Origin of the sequence: Salinimicrobium sp. 3283s, assembly GCF_039602225.1 — a bacterium.
Lineage (GTDB): Bacteria > Bacteroidota > Bacteroidia > Flavobacteriales > Flavobacteriaceae > Salinimicrobium > Salinimicrobium profundisediminis.
The window spans coordinates 3,523,081-3,544,773 of record NZ_CP143631.1; the positions used below are offsets into that span (position 1 = coordinate 3,523,081).

22 protein-coding genes are annotated in these 21,693 nt (G+C 40.7%); 14 read left to right on the top strand and 8 right to left on the bottom strand.

The genetic code is table 11. The annotated features are described in order from the left end of the window. Positions 1-170: 170 nt before the first annotated feature. From VS868_RS15605 to VS868_RS15625, 5 genes are all read left to right on the top strand, one after another. Positions 171-1,031: an OmpA family protein gene (locus VS868_RS15605; protein WP_345598630.1), complete on the top strand. Its 861-nt coding sequence runs from the start codon at positions 171-173 to the stop codon at positions 1,029-1,031. Between the two features lie 555 nt (positions 1,032-1,586). Then, complete coding sequence (locus VS868_RS15610) at positions 1,587-2,084, top strand: DUF4402 domain-containing protein (protein ID WP_345598632.1); 498 nt, start codon at positions 1,587-1,589, stop codon at positions 2,082-2,084. Positions 2,085-2,291: 207 nt separating this feature from the next. Further along, a complete protein-coding gene (locus VS868_RS15615) occupies positions 2,292-2,477 on the top strand; it encodes a hypothetical protein (RefSeq protein ID WP_266068231.1) in 186 nt (61 codons plus the stop codon). Between the two features lie 284 nt (positions 2,478-2,761). Then, positions 2,762-3,277, top strand: a complete 516-nt coding sequence (locus VS868_RS15620; RefSeq protein ID WP_345598633.1) for a DUF4402 domain-containing protein — start codon at positions 2,762-2,764, stop codon at positions 3,275-3,277. A 107-nt stretch (positions 3,278-3,384) separates the two neighbouring features. After that, a complete protein-coding gene (locus VS868_RS15625) occupies positions 3,385-3,879 on the top strand; it encodes a DUF4402 domain-containing protein (RefSeq protein ID WP_345598634.1) in 495 nt (164 codons plus the stop codon). A 13-nt stretch (positions 3,880-3,892) separates the two neighbouring features. Here the strand turns inward: VS868_RS15625 and VS868_RS15630 are convergent, their stop codons facing one another. Continuing rightward, a complete protein-coding gene (locus tag VS868_RS15630) occupies positions 3,893-4,048 on the bottom strand; it encodes a hypothetical protein (RefSeq protein WP_345598635.1) in 156 nt (51 codons plus the stop codon). Here VS868_RS15630 and VS868_RS15635 point away from each other — a divergent pair. Genes VS868_RS15635 through VS868_RS15650 form a run of 4 tightly spaced genes read left to right on the top strand, consistent with a single transcriptional unit; the run spans position 4,047 to position 12,145 of the window. Continuing rightward, positions 4,047-4,775 (top strand): molecular chaperone, encoded by a 729-nt coding sequence (locus tag VS868_RS15635; RefSeq protein WP_345598636.1) that lies wholly within the window; start codon positions 4,047-4,049, stop codon positions 4,773-4,775. The genes VS868_RS15630 and VS868_RS15635 overlap by 2 nt on opposite strands. Before the next feature lie 40 nt (positions 4,776-4,815). Continuing rightward, on the top strand, positions 4,816-9,054 hold the full coding sequence (locus VS868_RS15640; RefSeq protein WP_345598637.1) for a PA14 domain-containing protein: 4,239 nt from the start codon (positions 4,816-4,818) through the stop codon (positions 9,052-9,054). Positions 9,055-9,057: 3 nt separating this feature from the next. Beyond that, positions 9,058-9,561, top strand: coding sequence for a DUF4402 domain-containing protein (locus VS868_RS15645; protein ID WP_345598638.1), 504 nt, complete (start codon positions 9,058-9,060; stop codon positions 9,559-9,561). Positions 9,562-9,574: 13 nt separating this feature from the next. After that, the gene (locus VS868_RS15650) at positions 9,575-12,145 is read left to right on the top strand and encodes a hypothetical protein (RefSeq protein ID WP_345598639.1); all 2,571 of its coding nucleotides are present in this window, start codon (positions 9,575-9,577) and stop codon (positions 12,143-12,145) included. Between the two features lie 102 nt (positions 12,146-12,247). Here VS868_RS15650 and VS868_RS15655 read toward each other — a convergent pair whose 3' ends face one another. Beyond that, on the bottom strand, positions 12,248-12,760 hold the full coding sequence (locus VS868_RS15655; RefSeq protein ID WP_345598640.1) for a GreA/GreB family elongation factor: 513 nt from the start codon (positions 12,758-12,760) through the stop codon (positions 12,248-12,250). 75 nt (positions 12,761-12,835) lie between these two features. On the opposite strand from VS868_RS15655, the gene VS868_RS15660 reads away from it, so the two are divergent. After that, the gene (locus VS868_RS15660; RefSeq protein WP_345598641.1) at positions 12,836-14,080 is read left to right on the top strand and encodes a glycosyltransferase; all 1,245 of its coding nucleotides are present in this window, start codon (positions 12,836-12,838) and stop codon (positions 14,078-14,080) included. Positions 14,081-14,128: 48 nt separating this feature from the next. On the opposite strand, the gene VS868_RS15665 is transcribed toward VS868_RS15660, so the two are convergent. After that, positions 14,129-15,457 (bottom strand): aspartate kinase, encoded by a 1,329-nt coding sequence (locus tag VS868_RS15665; protein ID WP_345598642.1) that lies wholly within the window; start codon positions 15,455-15,457, stop codon positions 14,129-14,131. A gap of 98 nt (positions 15,458-15,555) precedes the next feature. Between VS868_RS15665 and VS868_RS15670 the strand changes: the two genes are divergently transcribed. Further along, entirely contained in the window at positions 15,556-16,203 is a 648-nt protein-coding gene (locus tag VS868_RS15670) for a hypothetical protein (protein WP_345598643.1), read from the top strand. Here VS868_RS15670 and VS868_RS15675 read toward each other — a convergent pair whose 3' ends face one another. After that, complete coding sequence (locus VS868_RS15675; protein WP_345598644.1) at positions 16,204-17,034, bottom strand: SMP-30/gluconolactonase/LRE family protein; 831 nt, start codon at positions 17,032-17,034, stop codon at positions 16,204-16,206. 123 nt (positions 17,035-17,157) lie between these two features. On the opposite strand from VS868_RS15675, the gene VS868_RS15680 reads away from it, so the two are divergent. After that, positions 17,158-17,292, top strand: a complete 135-nt coding sequence (locus tag VS868_RS15680; protein ID WP_255702456.1) for a hypothetical protein — start codon at positions 17,158-17,160, stop codon at positions 17,290-17,292. A gap of 11 nt (positions 17,293-17,303) precedes the next feature. On the opposite strand, the gene VS868_RS15685 is transcribed toward VS868_RS15680, so the two are convergent. The 3 genes from VS868_RS15685 to VS868_RS15695 form a co-directional block, all read right to left on the bottom strand. Next, on the bottom strand, positions 17,304-17,936 hold the full coding sequence (locus VS868_RS15685) for a CPBP family intramembrane glutamic endopeptidase (protein WP_266068219.1): 633 nt from the start codon (positions 17,934-17,936) through the stop codon (positions 17,304-17,306). 66 nt (positions 17,937-18,002) lie between these two features. Continuing rightward, on the bottom strand, positions 18,003-18,770 hold the full coding sequence (locus tag VS868_RS15690; RefSeq protein ID WP_345598645.1) for a phosphatase PAP2 family protein: 768 nt from the start codon (positions 18,768-18,770) through the stop codon (positions 18,003-18,005). A gap of 11 nt (positions 18,771-18,781) precedes the next feature. Further along, positions 18,782-19,219, bottom strand: coding sequence for a hypothetical protein (locus tag VS868_RS15695; RefSeq protein WP_345598646.1), 438 nt, complete (start codon positions 19,217-19,219; stop codon positions 18,782-18,784). Between the two features lie 301 nt (positions 19,220-19,520). Here VS868_RS15695 and VS868_RS15700 point away from each other — a divergent pair, with 301 nt between their 5' ends. Next, entirely contained in the window at positions 19,521-19,949 is a 429-nt protein-coding gene (locus VS868_RS15700; protein WP_266068216.1) for a peptidylprolyl isomerase, read from the top strand. 202 nt (positions 19,950-20,151) lie between these two features. On the opposite strand, the gene VS868_RS15705 is transcribed toward VS868_RS15700, so the two are convergent. After that, positions 20,152-20,502 (bottom strand): 4Fe-4S dicluster domain-containing protein, encoded by a 351-nt coding sequence (locus VS868_RS15705; RefSeq protein ID WP_266068215.1) that lies wholly within the window; start codon positions 20,500-20,502, stop codon positions 20,152-20,154. A 64-nt stretch (positions 20,503-20,566) separates the two neighbouring features. Between VS868_RS15705 and VS868_RS15710 the strand changes: the two genes are divergently transcribed. Beyond that, complete coding sequence (locus VS868_RS15710) at positions 20,567-21,646, top strand: acyl-CoA reductase (protein ID WP_345598647.1); 1,080 nt, start codon at positions 20,567-20,569, stop codon at positions 21,644-21,646. Positions 21,647-21,693 lie beyond the last annotated feature (47 nt).

Sequence of the window (21,693 nt, forward strand, 5' to 3'; positions counted from 1 at the left end):
AGTAGCTATTTTCTTAGGAATAATTTAGCAACAACGGCCGGTAACTAATAATCTTTCGTTAAAACCAGACACCTGAAAAAGCCTTTTATATAATTTCGGCAGCTATAACCCGTTTGAAGTTTCGAAGCTTAAAATCATTAGCTCGAATTTTAAACCAAAAACCAAAAATTATGAAAAAAGCTCTTACCGTAACGGTACTTGCAGCGACAATGCTGACTTCTTGTGTTTCAAAAAAGAAGTACGTAGCCCTTGAGGAAGATTATAACAACACCCGAAGTAATCTTCAGGAAACTCAGGTAGAAAAAGAAAGACTTGAAGAAAGATTAAGTGCCATCGAAGAAAGAGTGGCAGATTACAACTCAAAGATCAACTCACTCACAGAAGAGAATGACCAGAAACTGGAAATGAACCAGCTTACGGCAATGTCTAATGCCAATAAGCGTAAAATGCGGGAAACATTAAGAAATGTTGATCCCGAAAAACTTGCCGGAGCCGAGACTTTAGAAGATTCTATTAACCTGGCCGTGGCTCATAACCTGGAAAACCAGATAAGCAGCGGAAGCTCAGACGATGTTGACATTACTGTAGACAAAACAGTAGTGATGATCAATGTATCTGACAAATTACTTTTTAGAAGCGGAAGCCACAGAGTAAGCAGAGATGCATATCCCCTTTTAGAAAAGCTTGCAGAAGTTATTAAATCTGAACCAGCTATGGAAGTAATGGTAGAAGGTCACACAGATTCTCAAACAATGGTAGAAAATTCCTACATTCAGGATAACTGGGAATTGAGTGTAAGACGTGCTACTGCGATCGTGAGAGTATTGCAGGACCGTTTTAATGTAGAGCCCGAAAAGTTAATTGCAGCAGGACGCAGCAGCTACAAACCTGTAGCCGGAAACGAGACCAAAGAAGACAGGGCACTAAATAGAAGAACAAGAATTGTTATCCTGCCAAACCTTGATAAATTCCTTGCACTTTTAGATTCAGAACAATCCCCTGCACAGCCGGTAGATTCTTCCAACAACTAAGAATAAAATAACTTTTAATATTAAAAAGGGGCCACACGGCCTCTTTTTTTGTGCTTAAATAAAAATACTTTCCAATAAAGAAGTTGCTGTATTCGCTATACCCTATTATATATAGGAGAAAAACTGATCCAAATCTTACTTTGGAAGCTGGTCAGCCAAAAGCTGGAATAAAAATTCTATATCATTAAAACTGATACGATGATTTCAAAAAGATCCTGGTACAGTACATTTCTACTCAAGAGCATTTTCTTCCCTCAGGATTTTAAGAGTAAATATTTCATTCTAAACTGTATCACAAGCCTTGTGCGGTGATTCCTTTTTATGGTCTCAGAAGTCATAACTAGAAGAATTTTTTAAAAATTCCCGGTATCTGAGATGAAAAAAATTGAAGATCCCGGTGAACCAGGATCGTTAACTCACCAATAAGCTGTATAAATAATTGTTTTACAGCGACATCGTTGTAGTTAATCTAATTGTGTATTTCATCGATATTTATGATCACTTAATCTAGTTGAATCAAAAAATTTTCTTAATATTGAAATAAGAAAAAAAGCGGTGAAAAGTTTATTTAGTTTCATATTATTTTCCCTTTTTGGGGCATTAGCATTTGGCCAGGCCAGTGCGTCTGCCTCATTTACTGCTTCGGCTACGATTATCCAGCCTATTGGAATCACTACTACATCACACATGAATTTTGCAAACCTTGATGCTGGTACCGGAGGAGAAGTTATCCTTACGCCCAACAACACCAGGCTTACCACCGGAAATGTTTCATTAGACAGTGAAGCCAATGTCTCTGCTGCTGCTTTTGAAGTGACAGGAGAAAACGGTTTTGCTTTTTCTCTCACGCTGCCTGAAGGAGAATATGTACTGGCCAATGGTACAGAAAGCATGATCATTAAAGACTTTACAAGTAGTTTAGCTCAAAACGGAAATTTTGATGGAGGAGCTAAGATTATAATGGTGGGTGCTACCCTGGCTGTTAATCCTCATCAAACTCCGGGAGTTTACAACAGTAAGGCTCCTATGAACGTTACTGTTAACTACAATTAATCTTTTTTTTCTCGCCTGCTAACTAATGAAGGAGGAATTTTCCCAGGAATATTTTAGTTGCGTAGTTGAACGAGTATTCTATCCAACTACCGATTATTCTTTTATAGCTCTCCAATTTACTGCATCTTTGTATTGATCTATAGTTATTGTATATAGATCACAATCCCTACTTACATAATCCCTACAAATAGATTGAGCCGGTTTGGCTTGATCAACTATGCTATTGCGTCAAAAGAAAAAGAGATTATTAAGTATATCTATCCAAAAGTGAAACATTTATCCAAACAATCGATCGGGAACATTGCCAGAACAGTTTTTTATACCATTATAATAGTAGTGACTGTAATTCTGGTCCAGGTGGTAATTGATGTGACCTACGCAAATCAACTTTAAACAGATTTGGGCTAAAACATCCAAATACAACTCATATATCAAATTTTGTGGAAAACACTTATTAATTTTCTGATTTTCAGAATAATAAAGTGTTTTAAGCCGCTAAACAGACGCTTTGAAGCTTTAAATCTTAAACATGATCAGGATCATATTAAGTGTATTTCAACGAGTTTCTGTCGCTGTCATCGAGTTTTTTTGTAGGAGCTTTCTTTAGGGTGTACGTTTGCATCGTTAAATAAATGAAACCCCAAATTAAATTTATAATACCCAAAAAAACCTACATCATGAAAAAAATTACTTTTATTTTATTCGCTCTTATTACTGGAACTACTTTCGCTCAGAATAGCGCTACAGCTACTAGTTCTGCGACTGTAAATGCTGAAGTTGTTAGTCCTATTTCTATTACTCCTGTTACCAATCTGGATTTTGGTAGATTAATTGGAAACGAAGCTGGAGGTGTTGTTACCATTGCAGCAACAGCTGCTGGAACTAGAACCTCTACTAATGAAGAAGTTTTAGCATTAACTGGGAATACTGCGACAGCGGCAAAGTTTAATGTTATTGCTGCCACAGATTACACATATAGTGTTGCGCTTTCGTCTACAAATTTACTTACAAGCGATGCTGATGGTGCTGTAGATATGCCTGTAGCATTTGATCATAATCTTAAGGCCACAGGAAATGCAGGGAATGGATCAACCCCTATCGAATTATACGTGGGTGGTGCTTTAACAGTGAATGCCGGTCAAACTGAAGGAGCCTACACGGGTGAAGTAAGTGTTACCGTAACTTACGAATAAAAAACCTTATAAGAATTTATATATAACGCCGCCCCTTGTGGCGGCGTTTTTTACTTGTAGATCAATTTAATTTCTTAAAAACCTTCTGGTTAAATCTAATCCTGTTAATGGCTAAAATAATTTTCATATTATTTTCCTTGTTGTTCTCAACAGAGATCCTTGCCCAGGCATCAGCCTCGGCAACGGTTACGAGTCGGGCGACAATAATAGAACCCATTAGGATAGATAAGACTGTAGACCTGGATTTTGGAAATGTAGTAAGTTCTTATACCCCGGGAAGTGTTATCCTCTCTCCCGAAGGTAACAGGGTGGCCCAGGGGGTACAAATCTCCTCTTCTTTTCCCGGTACGGTAAATCCTGCAGAAGCAGTGGTTACCCATGGGAATAATAGTTACGCTATTAGCCTGCCTGAATCTTTCACTCTCTACAACAGTGAAAATCCCGATCATCAACTAATTATAAATGACTTTACTGTTCTTCCTGAAGAAGGGTTAGTCTCAGATGTAATAAAGATTGGTGCAAGATTAAATTTAGAAGCAAATCAGGCTTCCGGTTTTTACACAAATTCCACCGGCTTTAATGTTACCGTATCCTATAATTAATTTTAGGAAATCCTTAACTTTCTTGTCTTCTTTTACTTACATTTGTAGCAGGTAAAATTTCAACAGAATTCAGCCCCCAAATGATTAAAAAAATACTCTCAATTTGCGTTCTTATTTTAATTTCATTTCTTCCTGAAATTTCCTTAGCACAGGGTGATCTAATGATCATGCCAAAGAGACTGGTTTTTGATGGCTCTCAAAGATCCCAGGAGATCAACCTTGCCAATACCGGAAGTGATACCGCCGTTTATGCGGTTTCTTTTGTCAATTACAAGATGACTGAAGACGGCAGCTTCGAACAGGTAGACACTCCAGAAGAAGGCCAGAGATTTGCACAGGATTTTCTCCGGTATTTCCCGCGAAGGGTGACCCTGGCGCCAAACGAAGCTCAGACCATTAGAGTTCAACTCACCCGTACCGGAAACCTGGAGCAGGGAGAGTATAGATCTCACATGTACTTTAGGGCAGTAGAAGATCAAACCGCACTCGGAGCAGAAGAAACGGAAGAAAGCGACGGAATTTCCATTAATATTAAGACTGTATTTGGGATTAGTATTCCTATTATAATCAGGCAGGGGGAATCGACTACACAATTAAATTTAGAAGATATCCAACTCCACCGGAACACTGAGAACCCGAAATTATCTTTGGTGCTTAATCGCTCGGGTAACATGTCGGTTTACGGCAATATAAAAGTGGATCATATTTCTCCAAAGGGTGAAAAAACTGAAGTAGGAATTGTCAAAGGTGTTTCTGTTTACACTCCCAACAATAAAAGAAATTTCTCCTTCGAGCTCCGAAATGCGGGAGAAGTTGATTTGAGTCAGGGGAAATTAGAAGTCTCATATTTCGAAGAGCAGGGACAAACACTTGCGAAAGAAAGTTATAATCTTTAATGTTCCATAACCTATAGAAAAAACCTCTACTTCTTCTAAAATGAACCTCCCCCCTTCTCTTATGCGTTATCTTTCGCTTTGCATCTTCATGTTGGGGAGTTATTTTGTGCAGGGGCAGAGTATTAGTAAACCCATTGTGTCAGGTTCGCCTGTGTGTAGCAATCAATTAGAAGTGACTTTCGATGCTACAAAAGCCATTATTTTTGGAAATTTCGATTCAAATACTAATTATTACATAGAGTTACAAAAGTCAGGAACCATTGTTTATAGTACCCTGTTTAAATCGGATAAAACTACAAGTTTATTTGGAGAATGGACTATTAGTTTAAGTACTAAAATTACTCCTCCTGCTGCATTTCCGCCTGGTTCAGGTTATACAATAGGTGTTCGATCTACAAATCCTGACGTACCTTCAGTAACTTCTGATCCTTTCACTATTTATGCCGGGCCTATATCTCCTGCCATTGGCAGCATTTCACAACCAACATGTACAACATCAACAGGGAGTGTTATATTGAATAGCTTACCGGCGACAGGAAGCTGGACAATAGCCGAATCACCCGGGGGACTAACAAAGACAGGAACAGGTACCAGCACAACTTTTCCAGGACTTTCTGCTGGCACCCATACTTTTACGGTTACTAATGCTAATGGCTGTATTTCTTCTGCTTCGGCTAATGTGGTGATTAATCCACCGCCTACAGTACCGGCTGCACCCATTATTGGACAAATCATACAGCCCACTTGTACAACAGCTACAGGTAGTGTAGCCATTAGCGGCTTACCTTCAGGAAACTGGACTATTAATCCAGGCGGTTTTACTGGTTCAGGAACTAATAAAATTATTACTGGACTTCAATCCGGCAATTACAATTATACAGTGACCAATGAAACTGGTTGTACTTCTCCTGCTTCAGAAAATGTGACAATTGATACACCTCCTAACCCTCCTGCACCAATAGTGTCGTCTAGAAAGCAGCCAACTTGTACAATAGCCACAGGTAGTGTAACCCTAAGTGGATTGCCTTCAGGAAATTGGACGATTAATCCGGGAGGAATTACAGGATCAGGAACTACCAAAACTATTACCGGTCTTACCCCCGGAAATTATACTTACACTGTTGATGTACCAAATACTACAACTGGTTTAAAAGCAGAATATTTCAATAATAGATATCTCTCAGGTGCTCCCTCAATTACACGTAAAGATGCTACTATTAATTTTAATTGGGGAAGTGGAAATCCTGGATCACCTATTAACAACGATAATTTTTCAGTAAAATGGACAGGGCAAATACAACCACGTTATACAGAGAATTATACTTTTACCACACAAAGTGATGATGGAATTAGGTTGTGGATAAACGGTAGTCTTATTATTGACAATTGGACCGACCACGCAGCCGTTTATAATAATGGCACAATAAGTCTTACTGCTGGTTTTAAGTATGATATTAAACTGGAGTATTACGAAAACACTGGTGAGGCAGTAGTCCAGCTTTATTGGTCTAGTGCAAACCAGGCAAATCAAATTGTACCACAGTCACAATTATTTTCAATTGATGGAATTTGTACTTCCTTTTCTTCAGAACCTGTTGTGATTGACCCACAACCAGCAACTCCCTCTGCACCTGTAGTAGGATTTGTTGAACAACCCACCTGTACATCAGCAACAGGTAGTGTATCATTAAGCGGTTTACCCTCAGGATCATGGACCATCAATCCGGGAGCAATTTCGGGTTCAGGTACTAATAAAAAAATAACCGGACTCCTACCCGGTAACTATAAATATACCGTTACAAATTCAAGTGGATGTGTGTCTTCTGCTACAGCAAATGTTGTTATTAATCCACAACCTTTAAGTATATCTAATAATAGCATTAATTATTCAGGAGAAACACGTAATATTTGTTCAGCCAGTATTGCTTCTCAAATCAAGGGTTCGCAACCTACAGGTGGAAGTGGCACTTATTCTTATATATGGGAAAGTAGTACAACTGGCCCCGAAAGTGGATTTGATCCTGCCACAGGAACTAACAACACTATAGATTACAATCCCGGCGAACTATCGCAGACCACCTGGTTTAGAAGAAGTGTATCTTCTGCTATGTGCGAACCTAGCTTATCAAATGTGGTTGAAATTATAGTCAATCCCCTACCCGCACTAACTGCCACCAGTACAGACACAACTATTTGTATAGGAGAAACAATTAATATAACCGGTAGTCTTTCAGGAACGGGTCCATGGACTGTGCGGGGAACCATGAATGGAGCTGTTTTTTCGATACCAACTTCCTCCTCTTCTTTATCTTATGCATTTAGCCCAACTGTCACCACAACTATAAATATTACAGCCGTTGAAGATGCCAATGGCTGCGTCAATAATGAAAATCATACGGTAACTATAACCGTACTACAGGAGAATTTATGGACGGGAGCTGAAGACACCAACTGGAACAATCCTGCCAACTGGAATTGTAGCACAGTACCCACACTTGAAACTGATGTGCGCATACCTTCTGGCCTTGGCAACTATCCTATAATTCTTGATGGAGATTCAGGGCTTTCAAGAAACCTAATTATTGAAAGTGGTGCTTCTGTCGATATTCAGCAAAACCTTTTTGGTATTGCAGGCCAGGCAGTAAACCAGGGCGTATTTAATGCAGAATTTGGATCGGTTATCTTTGCTTCCGAAGTGTCTCAAACCATACCTCAAGGTTTTTTTGATAAAGATCTCATCGAAAATTTATACCTGTCGAATGCGATAGATGTTACTTCAGAAGCAAGTATTAATATTAAAGGTCTTCTTCATGTTATAAGAGGAAAATTTTATACAGGTAATAAACTTACCCTTCTTTCAAACAGCACTAGAACAGCCTTTATTGAAGGAGGAGGAAATGGTCAGGTTTTGGATACGGTACACATGCAGCGTTACCTTTCAAATGCATTTGGTTACAAATACTTCAGCAGTCCTTTTCAAAATTCAACTGTGGCTGATCTTGCTGCCAATTTTGATCTCACAAATCCTGAAACCGGTTTTCCTCACCTTTATGAATACCTGGAAAACAGGGAAGATTCAGCAGGAAATGACCTTACAGGCTGGCAAAAGTACCTGGATTCAACTGCAAGCTTTAAACCAGGGTTTGGTTATGCTATAAATCCTTTGGGAGAAGCAGGTACTATGACGCTGGAATTATCCGGGATAGTCAATAACGGACCGGTAAGTGTCGCTCTTCAAAATAATAACAGAACCTATACCAATGGCTTTAATCTTGTAGGAAATCCCTATCCTTCTCCTATTGACTGGAATTTAATGGTCGCCAATATGGAAGGTATTGACAATGGAATTCATTTCTTTACTGCCACTGCAGGCGATAGATATACCGGAACCTACACTTCCTACGTCGAGGGGGTTTCAACAGATGGACGGTCTTCGAATATTATCCCATCGATGCAGGGATTCTTTGTGAGGGTGAGTGACCCTGTTGACGGAATTCATCCTGTAACAGCCACCCTGCAATTCAATAACAGCTATAGAGTTGGTAACGAAACAGAACAGCAGTATTATAAAACAAGAAATAAAGCTGAAATTCCACAAATCCGACTAACAGCAGGATTCAAGGGGGAAAAGGATGCCGATGCCACAGTGATCTATTTTAGCCAGGGTGGTACCCCACAATTTGAGAAGGAATTGGATGCGCAAAAACTGCTGAATACTGCTGTAAATGTTCCCAGTTTCTATAGCCTCACCTCCAAAAGGGAAAAACTGTCAATAAATGCAATTTCGAGGGCTTCTATAAAAACTATGGAGATTCCGTTAGGGATTTCAGCAGAAAGGTCTGGCGAAATGATCATTGAACTTGCCGAAACGAGAAACCTGTTCCCTTCCCTTCATGTTTATCTCAAAGACATGAAAAAGAAGGTGCTGCGCGATCTGGACCGGGATCCTCTTTATTCCTTTACCTCTCAAAAAGGGCAAAATAACGACCAATTTATTTTAATGTTTGCTTCGGAAAAATTGTCGCCTGTACAAATGGAACTTGCGATGGAAGATTTTACCGTGTACACCAAAAATGAGCAGGTATTGGTACGCCTGAATTTGCCTAACAATGCTGAAGGAAAAGTGATTCTTAGCAGCATGGCAGGCCAGGTGCTTCAAACCAAGAGAGGCTCTGGTAAAGATGTACTTACCTTTAGTGGCATGGCAGCCGGAATTTACCTGGTGACGCTCGAAACAGAACAAGAAAGCCAAACCAAAAAAGTAATCTTTAAAGAGTAAAAAATGACGGGAAAAAGCTTCTTCTTATTCATTAGCTTCAGCCTGCTAATTATCCCCTTTCACAAAGCAGCTGCACAGGAGCATCCGCCTATTCCCGTGAGTGTAGAGGTGAGAAATGCCCAGGGACTTAACTTTGGGGCTTTTATTGTGGGAAATGCCGGTGGTAACGTCATCCTCACTCCAAACGGCGATCGTTCGGCCGATACCGATGTGTATTTACTTAACCTGGGAAACAGCCCTCATTATGCCATTTTTGACGTCTATGCCAATCCGGGAACACTTCTGCAAATTCAACCTGTAAGTAAGGTGTTACTTTCGGGGCCCGCGGGCAGCAACGTCACTTTAAATATTGATCCGTTTTTTGATATCAGTACTGGCCAAACTTTTATTACCACCACCAATCCTCACGAAGTTATTGTAGGCGGAAAATTGAATATCCCCAGTGGGGAGGCCGGGCCAGCAGGAAATTACAACGGTACTTTTACCCTAACCTTCATTCACGAATAGCACGCCAACCACAATGCTTTCTCCTTTTCGTCTTTCTCTCTCTGAAGTTCTGAAGTTGTGGCTAACGCGCATGTTATTCCTGAGCCTTGGCACTGCATTCGCTCAAGAAGATTATCCCGATTACGACGAACTTTCGGTAGAAATGAACATTCCCAGGTTGGGCACCTATGAAATTCCTATCGCGATAAAGGGGGAAGATGCATTTTTGCCGGTTACCACGCTGTTTGAAATTCTAAACATCAAGCACGAAATCGATGGAGGTATTCTAAGCGGATTCATCATTCACCCCGATTCTACCTATACTATTAACTGGGAGCAGCCACAAATCACATATAAAGGAGAGAGCTTCAGGCTCTCCAAAAATGACGTTTTGATCACTCCTTCCGTAAAGTATCTCAAATCAAATTACTTCGGAAGCATATTTGGCCTCGATACCCAGTTTTCCTTCCGAAGCCTTTCTCTAAAACTTGAAACAGACAAGGAGCTACCGGTGATGAAGGAAATGCGCCTTCAAAAAATGAGAGAGAATCTTGATCGGGTAAAGGGCGTGGTAGTTCCAGATACACTTATCCCTGCCCGCTATCCCTTTTTTAAACCCGGTACTTTAGACTGGGGAGTGGTGACTACTCAGCAAACCAACTTTGAGAATGACAATCGCCTTACGTTGGGGTTGGGCACCATGTTTCTTGGTGGGGAAACCAATCTTATGCTCAATTATTCCAGCAGGCTGCCGTTTTCATCACGTAACCAGTTTTACCAGTGGCGCTATGTAAATACCGATAACAAGTACCTGTCTCAGGTCACCGCCGGGAGGATCTTTAGCCGGGCCACTTCTTCCCTTTTTGCCCCGGTTTCGGGGGTGCAATTCACCAATAGTCCGCTTCAAAACCGCAGGTCTTTTGGTACTTATTTGCTCAGTGATTACACTGAACCGCGATGGACGGTTGAATTATATGTAAACAATGTGCTCGTATCATTTACAGAAGCCGATGCTTCGGGGTTTTACAGTTTTGAAGTTCCGCTCATGTATGGCAATACCGCTGTGAGTCTGCGGTTTTATGGCCCGTGGGGAGAAGAAAGGACCGAAGACCGGGTGATTAACATCCCTTACAATTTTGTACCTAAAAATGAGCTGGAATATACCCTTAGCGCCGGGGTAGTAGAAAGTGACGACTGGAACCGCTTTAGCCGCCTTAACCTCAATTATGGGTTAAATAACGCCATAACTATTGGCGGCGGGGTAGAATATCTTTCGGAAGTAGAAAGTGGCGAAGTAATGCCGTTTGTCAACTCTTCAGCAAGAATTGCTTCAGGCCTGCTGTTCTCTGGAGAATATATGTATGGTGTAAAAGGAGAGGCTTTATTGAGCTATCAGTCTCCGCGCAACTTCCAGGTAGATTTGAATTATATCAATTACAACGAAGATCAAACGGCAGTAAATTTCAATTACCTGGAAGAAAGAAAACTCAGCTTCTCTACGCCTATTCGCACAAAACATTTTTCTTTGTTTAGTCGTTTTAGTGTGAACCAGATCATAATGCCCACAACCGAGTTCACCACTGCACAGCTCCTTTTATCGGGTGCGGTTTTTGGCGTGAGCACCAACTTTACATCTTATGGCCTGTATAACGACAGGATGAAGGAGCCTACTATTTACAGCTCTTTATCTCAAACTTATCGCATGCCCTATAAGTTCCTGTTGTCTCCTCAACTTCAGTATGACTTTAGCCGCGACAGGTTCAATAACATGATCGTTGAACTGGAACGGCCTATGTTCAAACAAGGCTTTCTTAACCTCGCATACGAAAACAATTTTTTGAGAGATGCCCATATCTTTGAAGTAGGCTTGCGCTATGCTTTTAATTTTGCTCAAACTTCGGCCACTTCACGGATAGGGAACAGAAATTCTTCTTTCGTACAATCGGCCAGGGGTAGCCTCATGCTCGATGACAATACCGGCTATATCGCGGCCAGTAACCGTACCGCCATGTCTCGTGCAGCAGTGAGCATCATTCCCTTTCTCGACTTCAACCAAAACGGGATTAAAGATCCTATGGAACCGGGAGTGGCCGGGCTTGAACTTAAAAACCGCAGCGGCAGGGTGAGTTATAACGACGATGAAACGGTATTGCGAATCACCGAGCTGCAGCCTTATATCGACCTTATGATTGAACTCGATCCTCTTAGTCTCGACAATATCGCCTGGAAGATCCCAAATCCTAAGATCCTGGTGAAGACGCAGCCCAACCACTTCAAAGAGATTTATGTGCCGGTACAGGTCATGGGTGAAGTTGGTGGTATGGTCTACTTCAAAAACGGCAATTCCCTTCGCGGACAGGGCCGTATACTTATAAACATCATCGATGCAAACGGAAATAAAGCTGCGGAATTATTAAGTGAGGGTGACGGATATTTCAGCTACCTGGGGCTTGCTCCCGGAAAATATACTGCTGAAATTGATGCACAACAGCTCGAAACCCTCAACTATAAAGCGGCTCCCGACAAAATTGACTTTGAGATCGAAGTTGATGAATACGGCGATATTGAAGATACGCTGGAATTCATCCTCTCCCCTTCTGAATAATTGATTTTTTCAGAAAGCTGAATCTTATGGTATCAAAAATGGCATTTTAGGAAGGTAATTTTTACCAAAGTTTTGGATAAGCCTTTCAGAAGAGAATTTAGTTTACGTGTAAGTGATGTTGATGATCTCAAGTTCCTGCATCGCACCACCCATTTGCACCTGCGCCTTCTCGCCCACCTTTTTTCCGGTCAGTGCCCGTGCAAGAGGTGCCAAAAATGCTATTTTTCGCTGCTTAATATCTGCCTCATCTACTCCCACAACAGTAAAAACCTGCTCTTTTCCCTGTAGCGGGCCCGTTAGTGGCTTAAAAGTGACCGTAGCACTAAATCTCACCTCATTTTCAGGTTGGTCTTTTGGTTCCAGTATTCTTGCAGAAGCAAGCCGCTCGTTCAGCAGGTTTAATTTACCGTCAATTACTGCTTTTGCGTGGCGCCGTTCTTTATCGCTACTTATATCAAGGCCTTTTCTCTCATTTTCGAGGGATTCCCGCTCTTCCAGGAGCTGTTTGTGCCCTTGTGGCGTCACGTAGTTGGTCACTCCCGCAGGCAAAGATGCTCTTGGGGGTATAAACGGTGCTTCTTCCTGGTCTTCTTCTTTTACAAATCCGCGGCTCATTGTTCTGTTTTTCTTAAAGGTCACAAATTAGCGGCACAATTCAAAAAGTCTATTAAAACCTGTTAATTTTGGAGCATGTCACAAAAACACCTTTTAGTCATTGGCTACGTTTGGCCCGAACCAAAATCCTCGGCTGCGGGCGCCAGAATGATGCAGTTGCTGGAATTTTTTCTTGCTGAAGGTTATGCTGTAACCTTCGCTACCACAGCTGCAAAAACCGATTTTATGGCCGATCTTTCTTCCTTCGGAATTGCTTCGGAAAAAATTGAGCTCAACAACAAGAACTTCGACGCCTTTATTTCAAAAATATCTCCTGAAATTGTCATTTTTGACAGGTTTATGATGGAAGAACAATTTGGCTGGAGGGTGGCTGAAGTATGTCCTGAAGCCATAAGGATCCTCGATACCGAAGATCTGCACTTTTTACGCAAGGCAAGGCAGGAAGCCACAAAAACCGGAAAAGACCTCTCTCTTTCAGCGTTATTTACAGAGGTGGCAAAAAGGGAAATTGCCAGTATCTATAGATGTGATCTAAGCCTTATCATTTCAGAAGCAGAGATGGATCTACTTCAACATACTTTTGGAGTGCCACAGCAGCTATTGCTGTATTTGCCATTTATGCTGAAACAGATTTCCGAAGAAAAGAAAGCGGATCTTCATCAATTTCAGGAACGGCAGGACTTTGTGAGCATCGGGAATTTTCTTCATGAACCCAACCGGGATGCTGTAGTTCGCTTAAAAACTGAAATATGGCCACTGATCAGAAATAAATTAAAGGAGGCAAAAATCCACATTTTTGGGGCCTATATTCCGCAGCAAATCCTGCAATTTCATAACGAGAAGGAAGGTTTTATTGTACATGGGCGGGCAACTTCAGCAAAGACAGAAATCCAGAAAGCGCGGGTTCTCCTGGCTCCTATCAGGTTTGGGGCGGGTATAAAAGGGAAATTTACAGATGCCATGCAGGTGGGCACCCCCACGGTTACAACCTCTGTTGGAGCTGAAAGCATGGCCGGAGACCTTCCCTGGAATGGCTTTATAAGCGATGACCCTTCAGAATTTGCCAATGCGGCTGTTAATCTTCATGAAAACGAGATCATTTGGCAAGAAGCACAGGAAAAAGGGTTCAGGATCTTAAATGAAAAATTTTCAGCAGAAGAACATCGCAGCAGGTTTAAAGAAAGGCTTCAGGAGCTAAACGGCGGACTTCAGCAGCATAGAAATTCGAATTTTACCGGACTCATGTTACAGCATCATTCTTTGAATAGCACAAAATATCTTTCAAAATACATAGAGGCCAAAAATAGGAATCGCCCGTAAACGGGCGACTCCTTCCAAACAAATAAACTAACAACTCGAAGTGAGCGACTAGGTTACTTTTAATGGCTTTTCTTCAAAAAGTTTCTGGTGCAAAAGCTGTAATGCCTTGACTTTGTTCTGCGTATCTACAAGCAGCGAAATGTTGTTGCTGCTACCGCCGTAGGAGATCATCCTCACAGGAAGATCATTAAGGATTTCAAACAGCCTGAAAGTCTCGTGGTCATTGATCACACCTTCTCCCACAACACAAATAATGCTGTGATTTGAATCTACGGTGATCTCGCCGTATTCGTCGAGTTCAGAAAGGATCTTATCCAGGTTTACGGGATTATCGATGGTAAGGGAAATCGCGATTTCTGAAGTCGTGATCATGTCTATAGACGTCTCATGTTTGTCAAACACATCAAAGATCTTTCTTAAAAAACCATGAGCCATAAGCATACGGTTAGACTTTATCTTGATGGCTGTGATACCGTCTTTTGCCGAAATAGCTTTAAGTCCTAAAGTGTGATATTTATCTGAAATACAGGTTCCTGGTGCTTCTGGTGTAAAGGTATTCTTCAGGTAAATGGGAATGCCTTTTTCCTTTACCGGAGAAACCGTTTGTGGATGAAGGATCTTTGCGCCAAAATAGGCCAGCTCGGCAGCTTCTTCAAAAGTAAGGTTTGTGAGTGCCGAAGTTTCGGACACGTAACGCGGATCATTATTGTGAAATCCGTCAATATCGGTCCAGATCTGTACTTCGGTAGCATTTACAGCAGCTCCAATTATGGTCGCCGTATAATCACTTCCTCCCCGGTTTAGGGTACTTATGTTCCTGTTGCGATCAATTCTAACGAAACCCTGGGTTACATAAATTTCATTGGTAACTTCCCTTTGCAGGCTCTGCCTTATAAGTTTTTGAACAGTGGCAATCTCTGGATTCTCCACATTTGAGATATGCATGAAGTTCTTGGCATCCAGGAGGGTATTAAACACGCTCTCTTCTTCAAGGTAATGCGAGAAAATAAGGCTCAAAAATGTTTCCCCAAATGTGACGATAACAGCATCTGAAAAAGGGTTTTGCTGAAGCGCCTCTTCGAGTTGTTCATACAACTCAAGGAATTGATTTTCGGCCATGCGTTTTGCTTCATGAGAAACGATAAGCTCTTCAATAAGCTGCAGGTGTTTCAGTTTAAGTTCCAGCAGGATGGCTTCAGCCTGTTCAGGCTTACCGTTCTTCCTGGTTTCACATAATTCTACCAGCATATTGGTGACCCCAGACATGGCTGAGACCACAATAATCTTCCGGCCTTTTTGACCCTGAATAATATTTTTTACATTGCGAATGCTTTCCGCAGAGCCGACAGAAGTCCCTCCAAATTTTAATACTTTCATATCTTAACTTCAGACTGCATAATTAATAGATGGAAAAGGCAGATTAAAAAAAATGACTTCTTTTTCATATCTTTGTACAAATTGTATATTATTTAACAATGAAAACCATAAGTACCTGTGTCCATGACATCATAAAACATCAGCCTTTTTTGGATGATGCCCTTGCCCGTAACATCATTAACTTCAGTTCTCTGGCTGCCGATTTGCAGCCGCAGGTGGAAAAAGAAATGAGAAAACCGGTAAAGCAGGGTTCTATAATTATGGCACTACGCAGGTACCACCCCAAAAGGAGCAAATTTACTACCAAAAATTTCAGGGAGCTGGGTGACATGATTGTGCGTTCGGGGATCACGGAATACACCTACCTGAACTCTCAAAACATTATTGCCCGAAAAGCTGAGTTGCTACACGCTATTAAAGACCAAACCGGGATATTTTTAAACTACTCAAGTAACTTCCAGGAAAGTAATTTTTTGGTGTCTACGAGCCTGCAGCCGGTGATTGAGAAGATCTTTAAAGAAGAACAACTGGTGAGTATTTCTGAAGAACTCTCTTCTATCACCATTGCCCTGCCCGAAAAGAACACGAAGACCGTAGGACTTTATTTTTACATTTTTAAGCTGCTGGCTTACGAAGGAATTCCTGTCTATGAGATTATTTCTACGTCTAACTATTTCACAATTTTCCTTGAGAAGGAATATGTAAATCAGGCATTTTTGCTGATGAACGAGATTAAAACAACCTGATCATTTCATGTTGTAGATCCACACTTCATCCTGATGGTTCATTGGGAGATACATTTTTTTGTCATTTTTGAGATATAAAATATCTCCCGAGCTTTTTTCGGAAGTAAACTCCTTCGTGAGATTTCCTTGCATATCTATACTATAGATGTTGCCCGTTGCCCAATCTGAGATATAATATGTTCCGGTAGCTGCGGACTGTATTCCATCCATATTACCGATTCCGTTTCCAGTTATTTTACTGATCTCTTTAGTGCCACGATCTACTTTCAAAATATTACCATTCTGGTTTTCGCCCCAGGCAGCAATCAGGATATTATCTGGTGTTACAAATAGACCGTTAGGTCTCTCCAGGTCGGTGTTGTTAAGCCACTGCTCTACCTCCCCGGCTTGATTCATCTTATATATGCTGTTCCCGACAAGATCTGAAAAAAAGATATTTCCTTCTTCATCTATTGCTGGATCATTCAGCGATTTTGCGCCTTCCACAGGGATTCGTCTTATGATCTCTCCTGTATGCAGATCCATTTCAACAATATTGGTTACGTCGGTTACATAGAGTCGGTCGCCGTTAATAAGAAGTCCTTTAGGGTCATTTAGTCCTGTGATCCAATTGTGTTCCTGTTCCTGCCATTTCCTGGAGATCCTTGAAATGAATCCGTCACCTTCTGCTTTGTCGGCCATATTCGAAACATAAAAATATGCCGTTCCTTCATCAAAGATTATTGATTCGGGATGGCTGAATCCTGTTAGTTTAATTTCGGGAGTTTTGTTCTGTTCCTGTGCTGTCGCGGTGATTCCGAAAAGAAGCAACAATAATAAGAAATGTCTCATCTTTTTCTTTTCAAGATAGTGATTTTTGTTTTTATACATTTAAACAGCAGGTCGCTAAAAATTTCTTAAACATGACATTGTAAAGTAGGTATCCTATTACTTTTAATTAAAATATGAATTGGTATGAGAAAGATCATTAGAGCCCTGTTGGCAGGATGGGGAGCAAAAAAACTGGGAGGAAAGACCGGATGTGGATGTTTTGGAACTATAATAGTGTTTATTATCTTATGGTGGCTCCTTTCAAACCTTGGGATCTAAGCCCTTTTTTTCTACTGAAAAAAGTAACCAAACCCAATGGTGAACATGATTAGCCCATATAAATAATGTTCCAGGCTCACGTTAAGCAGGCTTCGTGTTTGGTAGTAGTTATAGATAAAGATCCAGCCGGCTAAAAAGGTCGCGATGGGTGCTACCCAGTTGGCGTAGATAAAATGTGCCAGGCCAAATACAATGGCATTACTGAGCATTAAAAGGTATTTTTCGGGTACTACTTCATGATACCTGTGAAAAAAATACACCCGGTAAATAATCTCCTGCGGAAAAACTGATGCCAGGGGATATAAAAAGAAGGTAATTACGTAGCTCTGGAAATTCTCTACAGGATATACTAAAAATAACTCCGGAAAGATCCAGAAAGTAAACCACACCAGAAGTATGGTGATAATGATCATCCTGCCAAAACTTTTACCTAGATATTTTGTGTTGAATCTTGTAAGTACCTTCCTGTCAAAAGTGGGGTCTTTGAGTAGTAGAAATAGAAACAGTAGCGCGATGAGCACCAGGGGAATTATCTTGTACCACCCGTCAAGAAAGGCGGTGGCCAGGAAGGGAAAAAAGACGTAAAAAACAATAAACTCTGCCACCATGTAGGGTGTAGAATTGTATATGATCTTTGGGCTCATTTAGAGATGGGATGAAAGAGAGAAAAACTGATGTGAAATTAATAATCCTAATCAATCAAAAATCAATCACCCGGTTTCAAGATTTTCCTCTTCTTCAGCTTTATTTCTGCGCATCTTTTTTTGGCGTAAAAGGTCTATAATATTGAAAAGGATAACACAAAAAGCCACCCATATAAGTCCGGCTACAAAACCTCCAATAACATCGGAAGGAAAATGTACCCCAAGATATATTCTGCTTAGACCAATAAGGAAAACAAGGGAAGTGAATAGTACGGCCAGGAATACCCGAAGTATCCTGCTCATTTTAATTTGAAATACCAGGTACGTAAGGAAACCATAAAAAGCCATTGCACTCATGGCATGGCCGCTAGGATAGCTAAGGGTTTCTACTACCACCATATGCTCAATAGTGGGACGGGCACGGTCAAAAGCTTTCTTTAAAGCAATATTAGCCAGGGCTGATAATATAAGCACCCCTAAAAGCTGAAATATGAATTTTTTGTTCCGGAGTTTTAAAAAGAAGAAAATAGCGGCAATGGTAGTGGCGACTATATAGGCATAGACATCACCGAGGTCGGTCACGAATTGAAAAAATTGATTTAAAGCGGGAGTTCTAAAGGAAGTCACATAGTCTGTAACCCGGCTGTCAAAGTGATCTATGGTTTCACCCTGCACTTCTTCGGTCAATTCAACAAAGAGGTTTGTACCGAGAACGAAGATAAGAAAAGCAATAAAAATTAAGAGGTAAAATGGAAAATCCGGATTACTCCTGGTAACATGTTTTTTAAAAAATTCAACAAATTCATTGATGTACTTTTTTGTTACCTGTACCATTAGAGTTGTTTTTATCCTCCCGGCTCATCTTTGGCGGGAAAAGCGATTTCTACTTTTCTTCTACCCCACTTAAGGGCCTTTTCTTTATTGGCCCCCATATAAATGTCAATCTTATTTCTCCATCTTGGGTGCATTTTGTCGTTCACTATAAATACCCCTTCAAAACCTTCAATTTTTACTGGAGTTTTATAATCGAGCCCTTTTTTCATAAGGTCTCTTGACACAGCTATAGACTGTACCCCGGGGTTTAGCGTATCTCCCCATGCAGTGATCATAGGATTTCCTTCCCCCTGTTTCCCTAACGAGTTATAGGCCGAGGCTGTCACTCTTATTTTCTGCCAGTCATCAAAATTCAGCTTTTCATCTTCAATTTCCTCACAGCTTCCCAGCGCAACCATCATCGTTACAGGCAGCAACAAGAACTTTAAAATAAGCTTTACAGAGAACATAGTTACCAACATAATAAAAAATAAGGCATTAAACAATTTAAGGCTTCAGTCTTAACCCTCTTTTAAGAGAGATTTTAAAATTAAGTATCTAAACTCATTTTTTTGCTGATTATTTTCAGCTACTGCACATTTTTTTCAGAAGAAAAGGACTAAAAGGCTGTTTCTTTGGTCGTCCATCTTATTAATGGTATCTTTGTTTTTTTGAAATGAGTTATTCCTCAGCACTGTAAAGGTACTTCCTTTTTATTTTCTGTTTAATTTCCATTTCCCGAATATTTAATTGAAAAAATAAACATTTATTATGAGTCAGGTTAAAGCAAATGACACTGTAAGAGTACACTACACCGGAAAACTTACCGATGGCCAGGTTTTCGACAGTTCTTTGGAAAGAGAACCAATCGAATTTACTATGGGACAGGGACAGTTAATTCCCGGGTTTGAGAATGGTTTGCTCGACATGAAAGTGAGTGAAAAGAAAACAATTGAGATTCCTTCTGAAGAAGCTTATGGTGCTCCAAGGGAAGAATTGATTCAGGAAGTTGACAAAAGCCAGTTACCTGACGAAATTAAGCCGGAACCAGGAATGGGACTTGTTTCTAAAAGTCCTGATGGCCGTGAAATGAATCTTGTGGTGAAGGAAGTAAAAGAGAATTCTATTGTTGTAGATGGAAACCATCCACTGGCAGGGAAAGATCTTATCTTTGATCTTGAAGTAGTAGAGATCAAATAATCACCTTTCTATTAGAAGTAAATTTCTCCGGGGCAAGCCCACGGAGCATTATATAGGAGAACACGTTTTCAGACTTTAAACATTTACTAACGAGGCAAGCCTCGGAGTATTTACCCCCTTAGAATAAAAAAAGCCTGCATATTGCGGGCTTTTTTGTTTTTAAAAAGTCTTTCTTCCAGACCCTTTCTCGATTGTTTAAAAATTAATCGTGGTGCATAAATTTTTGCTTTGCCATAAGGTGCTCCTGTGATTCTTCATTAGCAGGATCGGGCACACAACAATCTACCGGGCACACAGCCGCACATTGGGGTTCATCGTGAAAACCAACACACTCGGTACATTTATCGGGTACTATATAATATATCTCATCGCTAAGCGGTTCATTTGCTTCATTGGCGTTTGCTGCCTTACCACTGGGTAAAACAACGTCTCCGTTAAGATCTGTTCCGTCTGCATACCTCCAGTCATCTGCACCTTCATAAATAGCCGTGTTTGGGCATTCAGGTTCACAAGCGCCACAGTTAATGCATTCGTCGGTTATAATAATTGCCATAGCTTATTTTTGTTCTAAATTTGCACAAATTTAAAGCCAAATCCGTTCTTAAACAAATAAGGAGATGACAATCGAGCAACGTAGAGAAAAGTTGGAAAGCCTGGGACGTTTTTTAAACCAGTTTAAAAGACAGGGAATTGAGAAAGATGAAAGCCTGCCACACAACGATCCTTATTTTGAACTGCTGAAGGAAAAAATAGAAAGAGCGGTGCATTACAACGGCTGGTTTACCCTTGAAAATGTGCTTTTTAGCCTGGAACAATGGAGCAAGGCGCTCACTTCAGATAACCTTCAAAAATGGCTTTCTGGCTATGATTTTTCTGAAGTTGAACCAAAAACCGTGGGCATCATCATGGCCGGGAACATCCCACTCGTGGGATTTCATGATTTTATTTCGGTGCTGGTGAGTGGCCACAAGGTGCTGGTGAAACAATCTTCTAACGATAAGCTGCTTTTGCCCGTAATAGCCGATTATCTCAAAACAATTGCTCCTGAATGGCAGGAAAAGATTGAACTTCTCCCCGACTCTGCCGATGGGGCGTCAAAAATGACAAATTTCGATGCCATTATTGCTACCGGAAGTAATAACACTGCACGTTATTTTGAATATTATTTCTCCGGAAAGCCTTCCATCATCAGGAAGAACCGCAATTCGGTAGCTGTGCTTACCGGAAATGAGACTTCCGAAGAACTTTCGGCCCTGGCTGAAGATATTTTCAGGTATTACGGTTTGGGCTGCAGAAACGTTTCCAAATTATATGTTCCAAAAAACTATGACTTTAATGCCTTTTTTGAAGCCGTATACAGTTGGAACCCTATTATAAATCAGGCGAAATATGCCAACAACTATGATTATAACAAGGCGGTATATTTAATGAGCCAGTTCAAGTTACTGGAGAACGGGTTTCTCATTCTTAAAGAAGACGAATCCCTTAACTCTCCTATCGCCACACTGTTCTATGAAACTTATGAAGATATGGAAGCACTTCAAAAGGAGCTTGACAGCAGGAAAGAGGAGATTCAATGTGTAGTTGGAAGAGAAGTTGTTGAAAATGAAGTAAGTTTTGGCAATACCCAGCATCCGCAACTTTGGGATTATGCAGATAATGTAGACACCCTCCACTTTTTAACCGAAGAAGTCTAAAAAGCCCGATCTTCGGCTGTAAGTTGTCCTAAATTATCATTTCAATA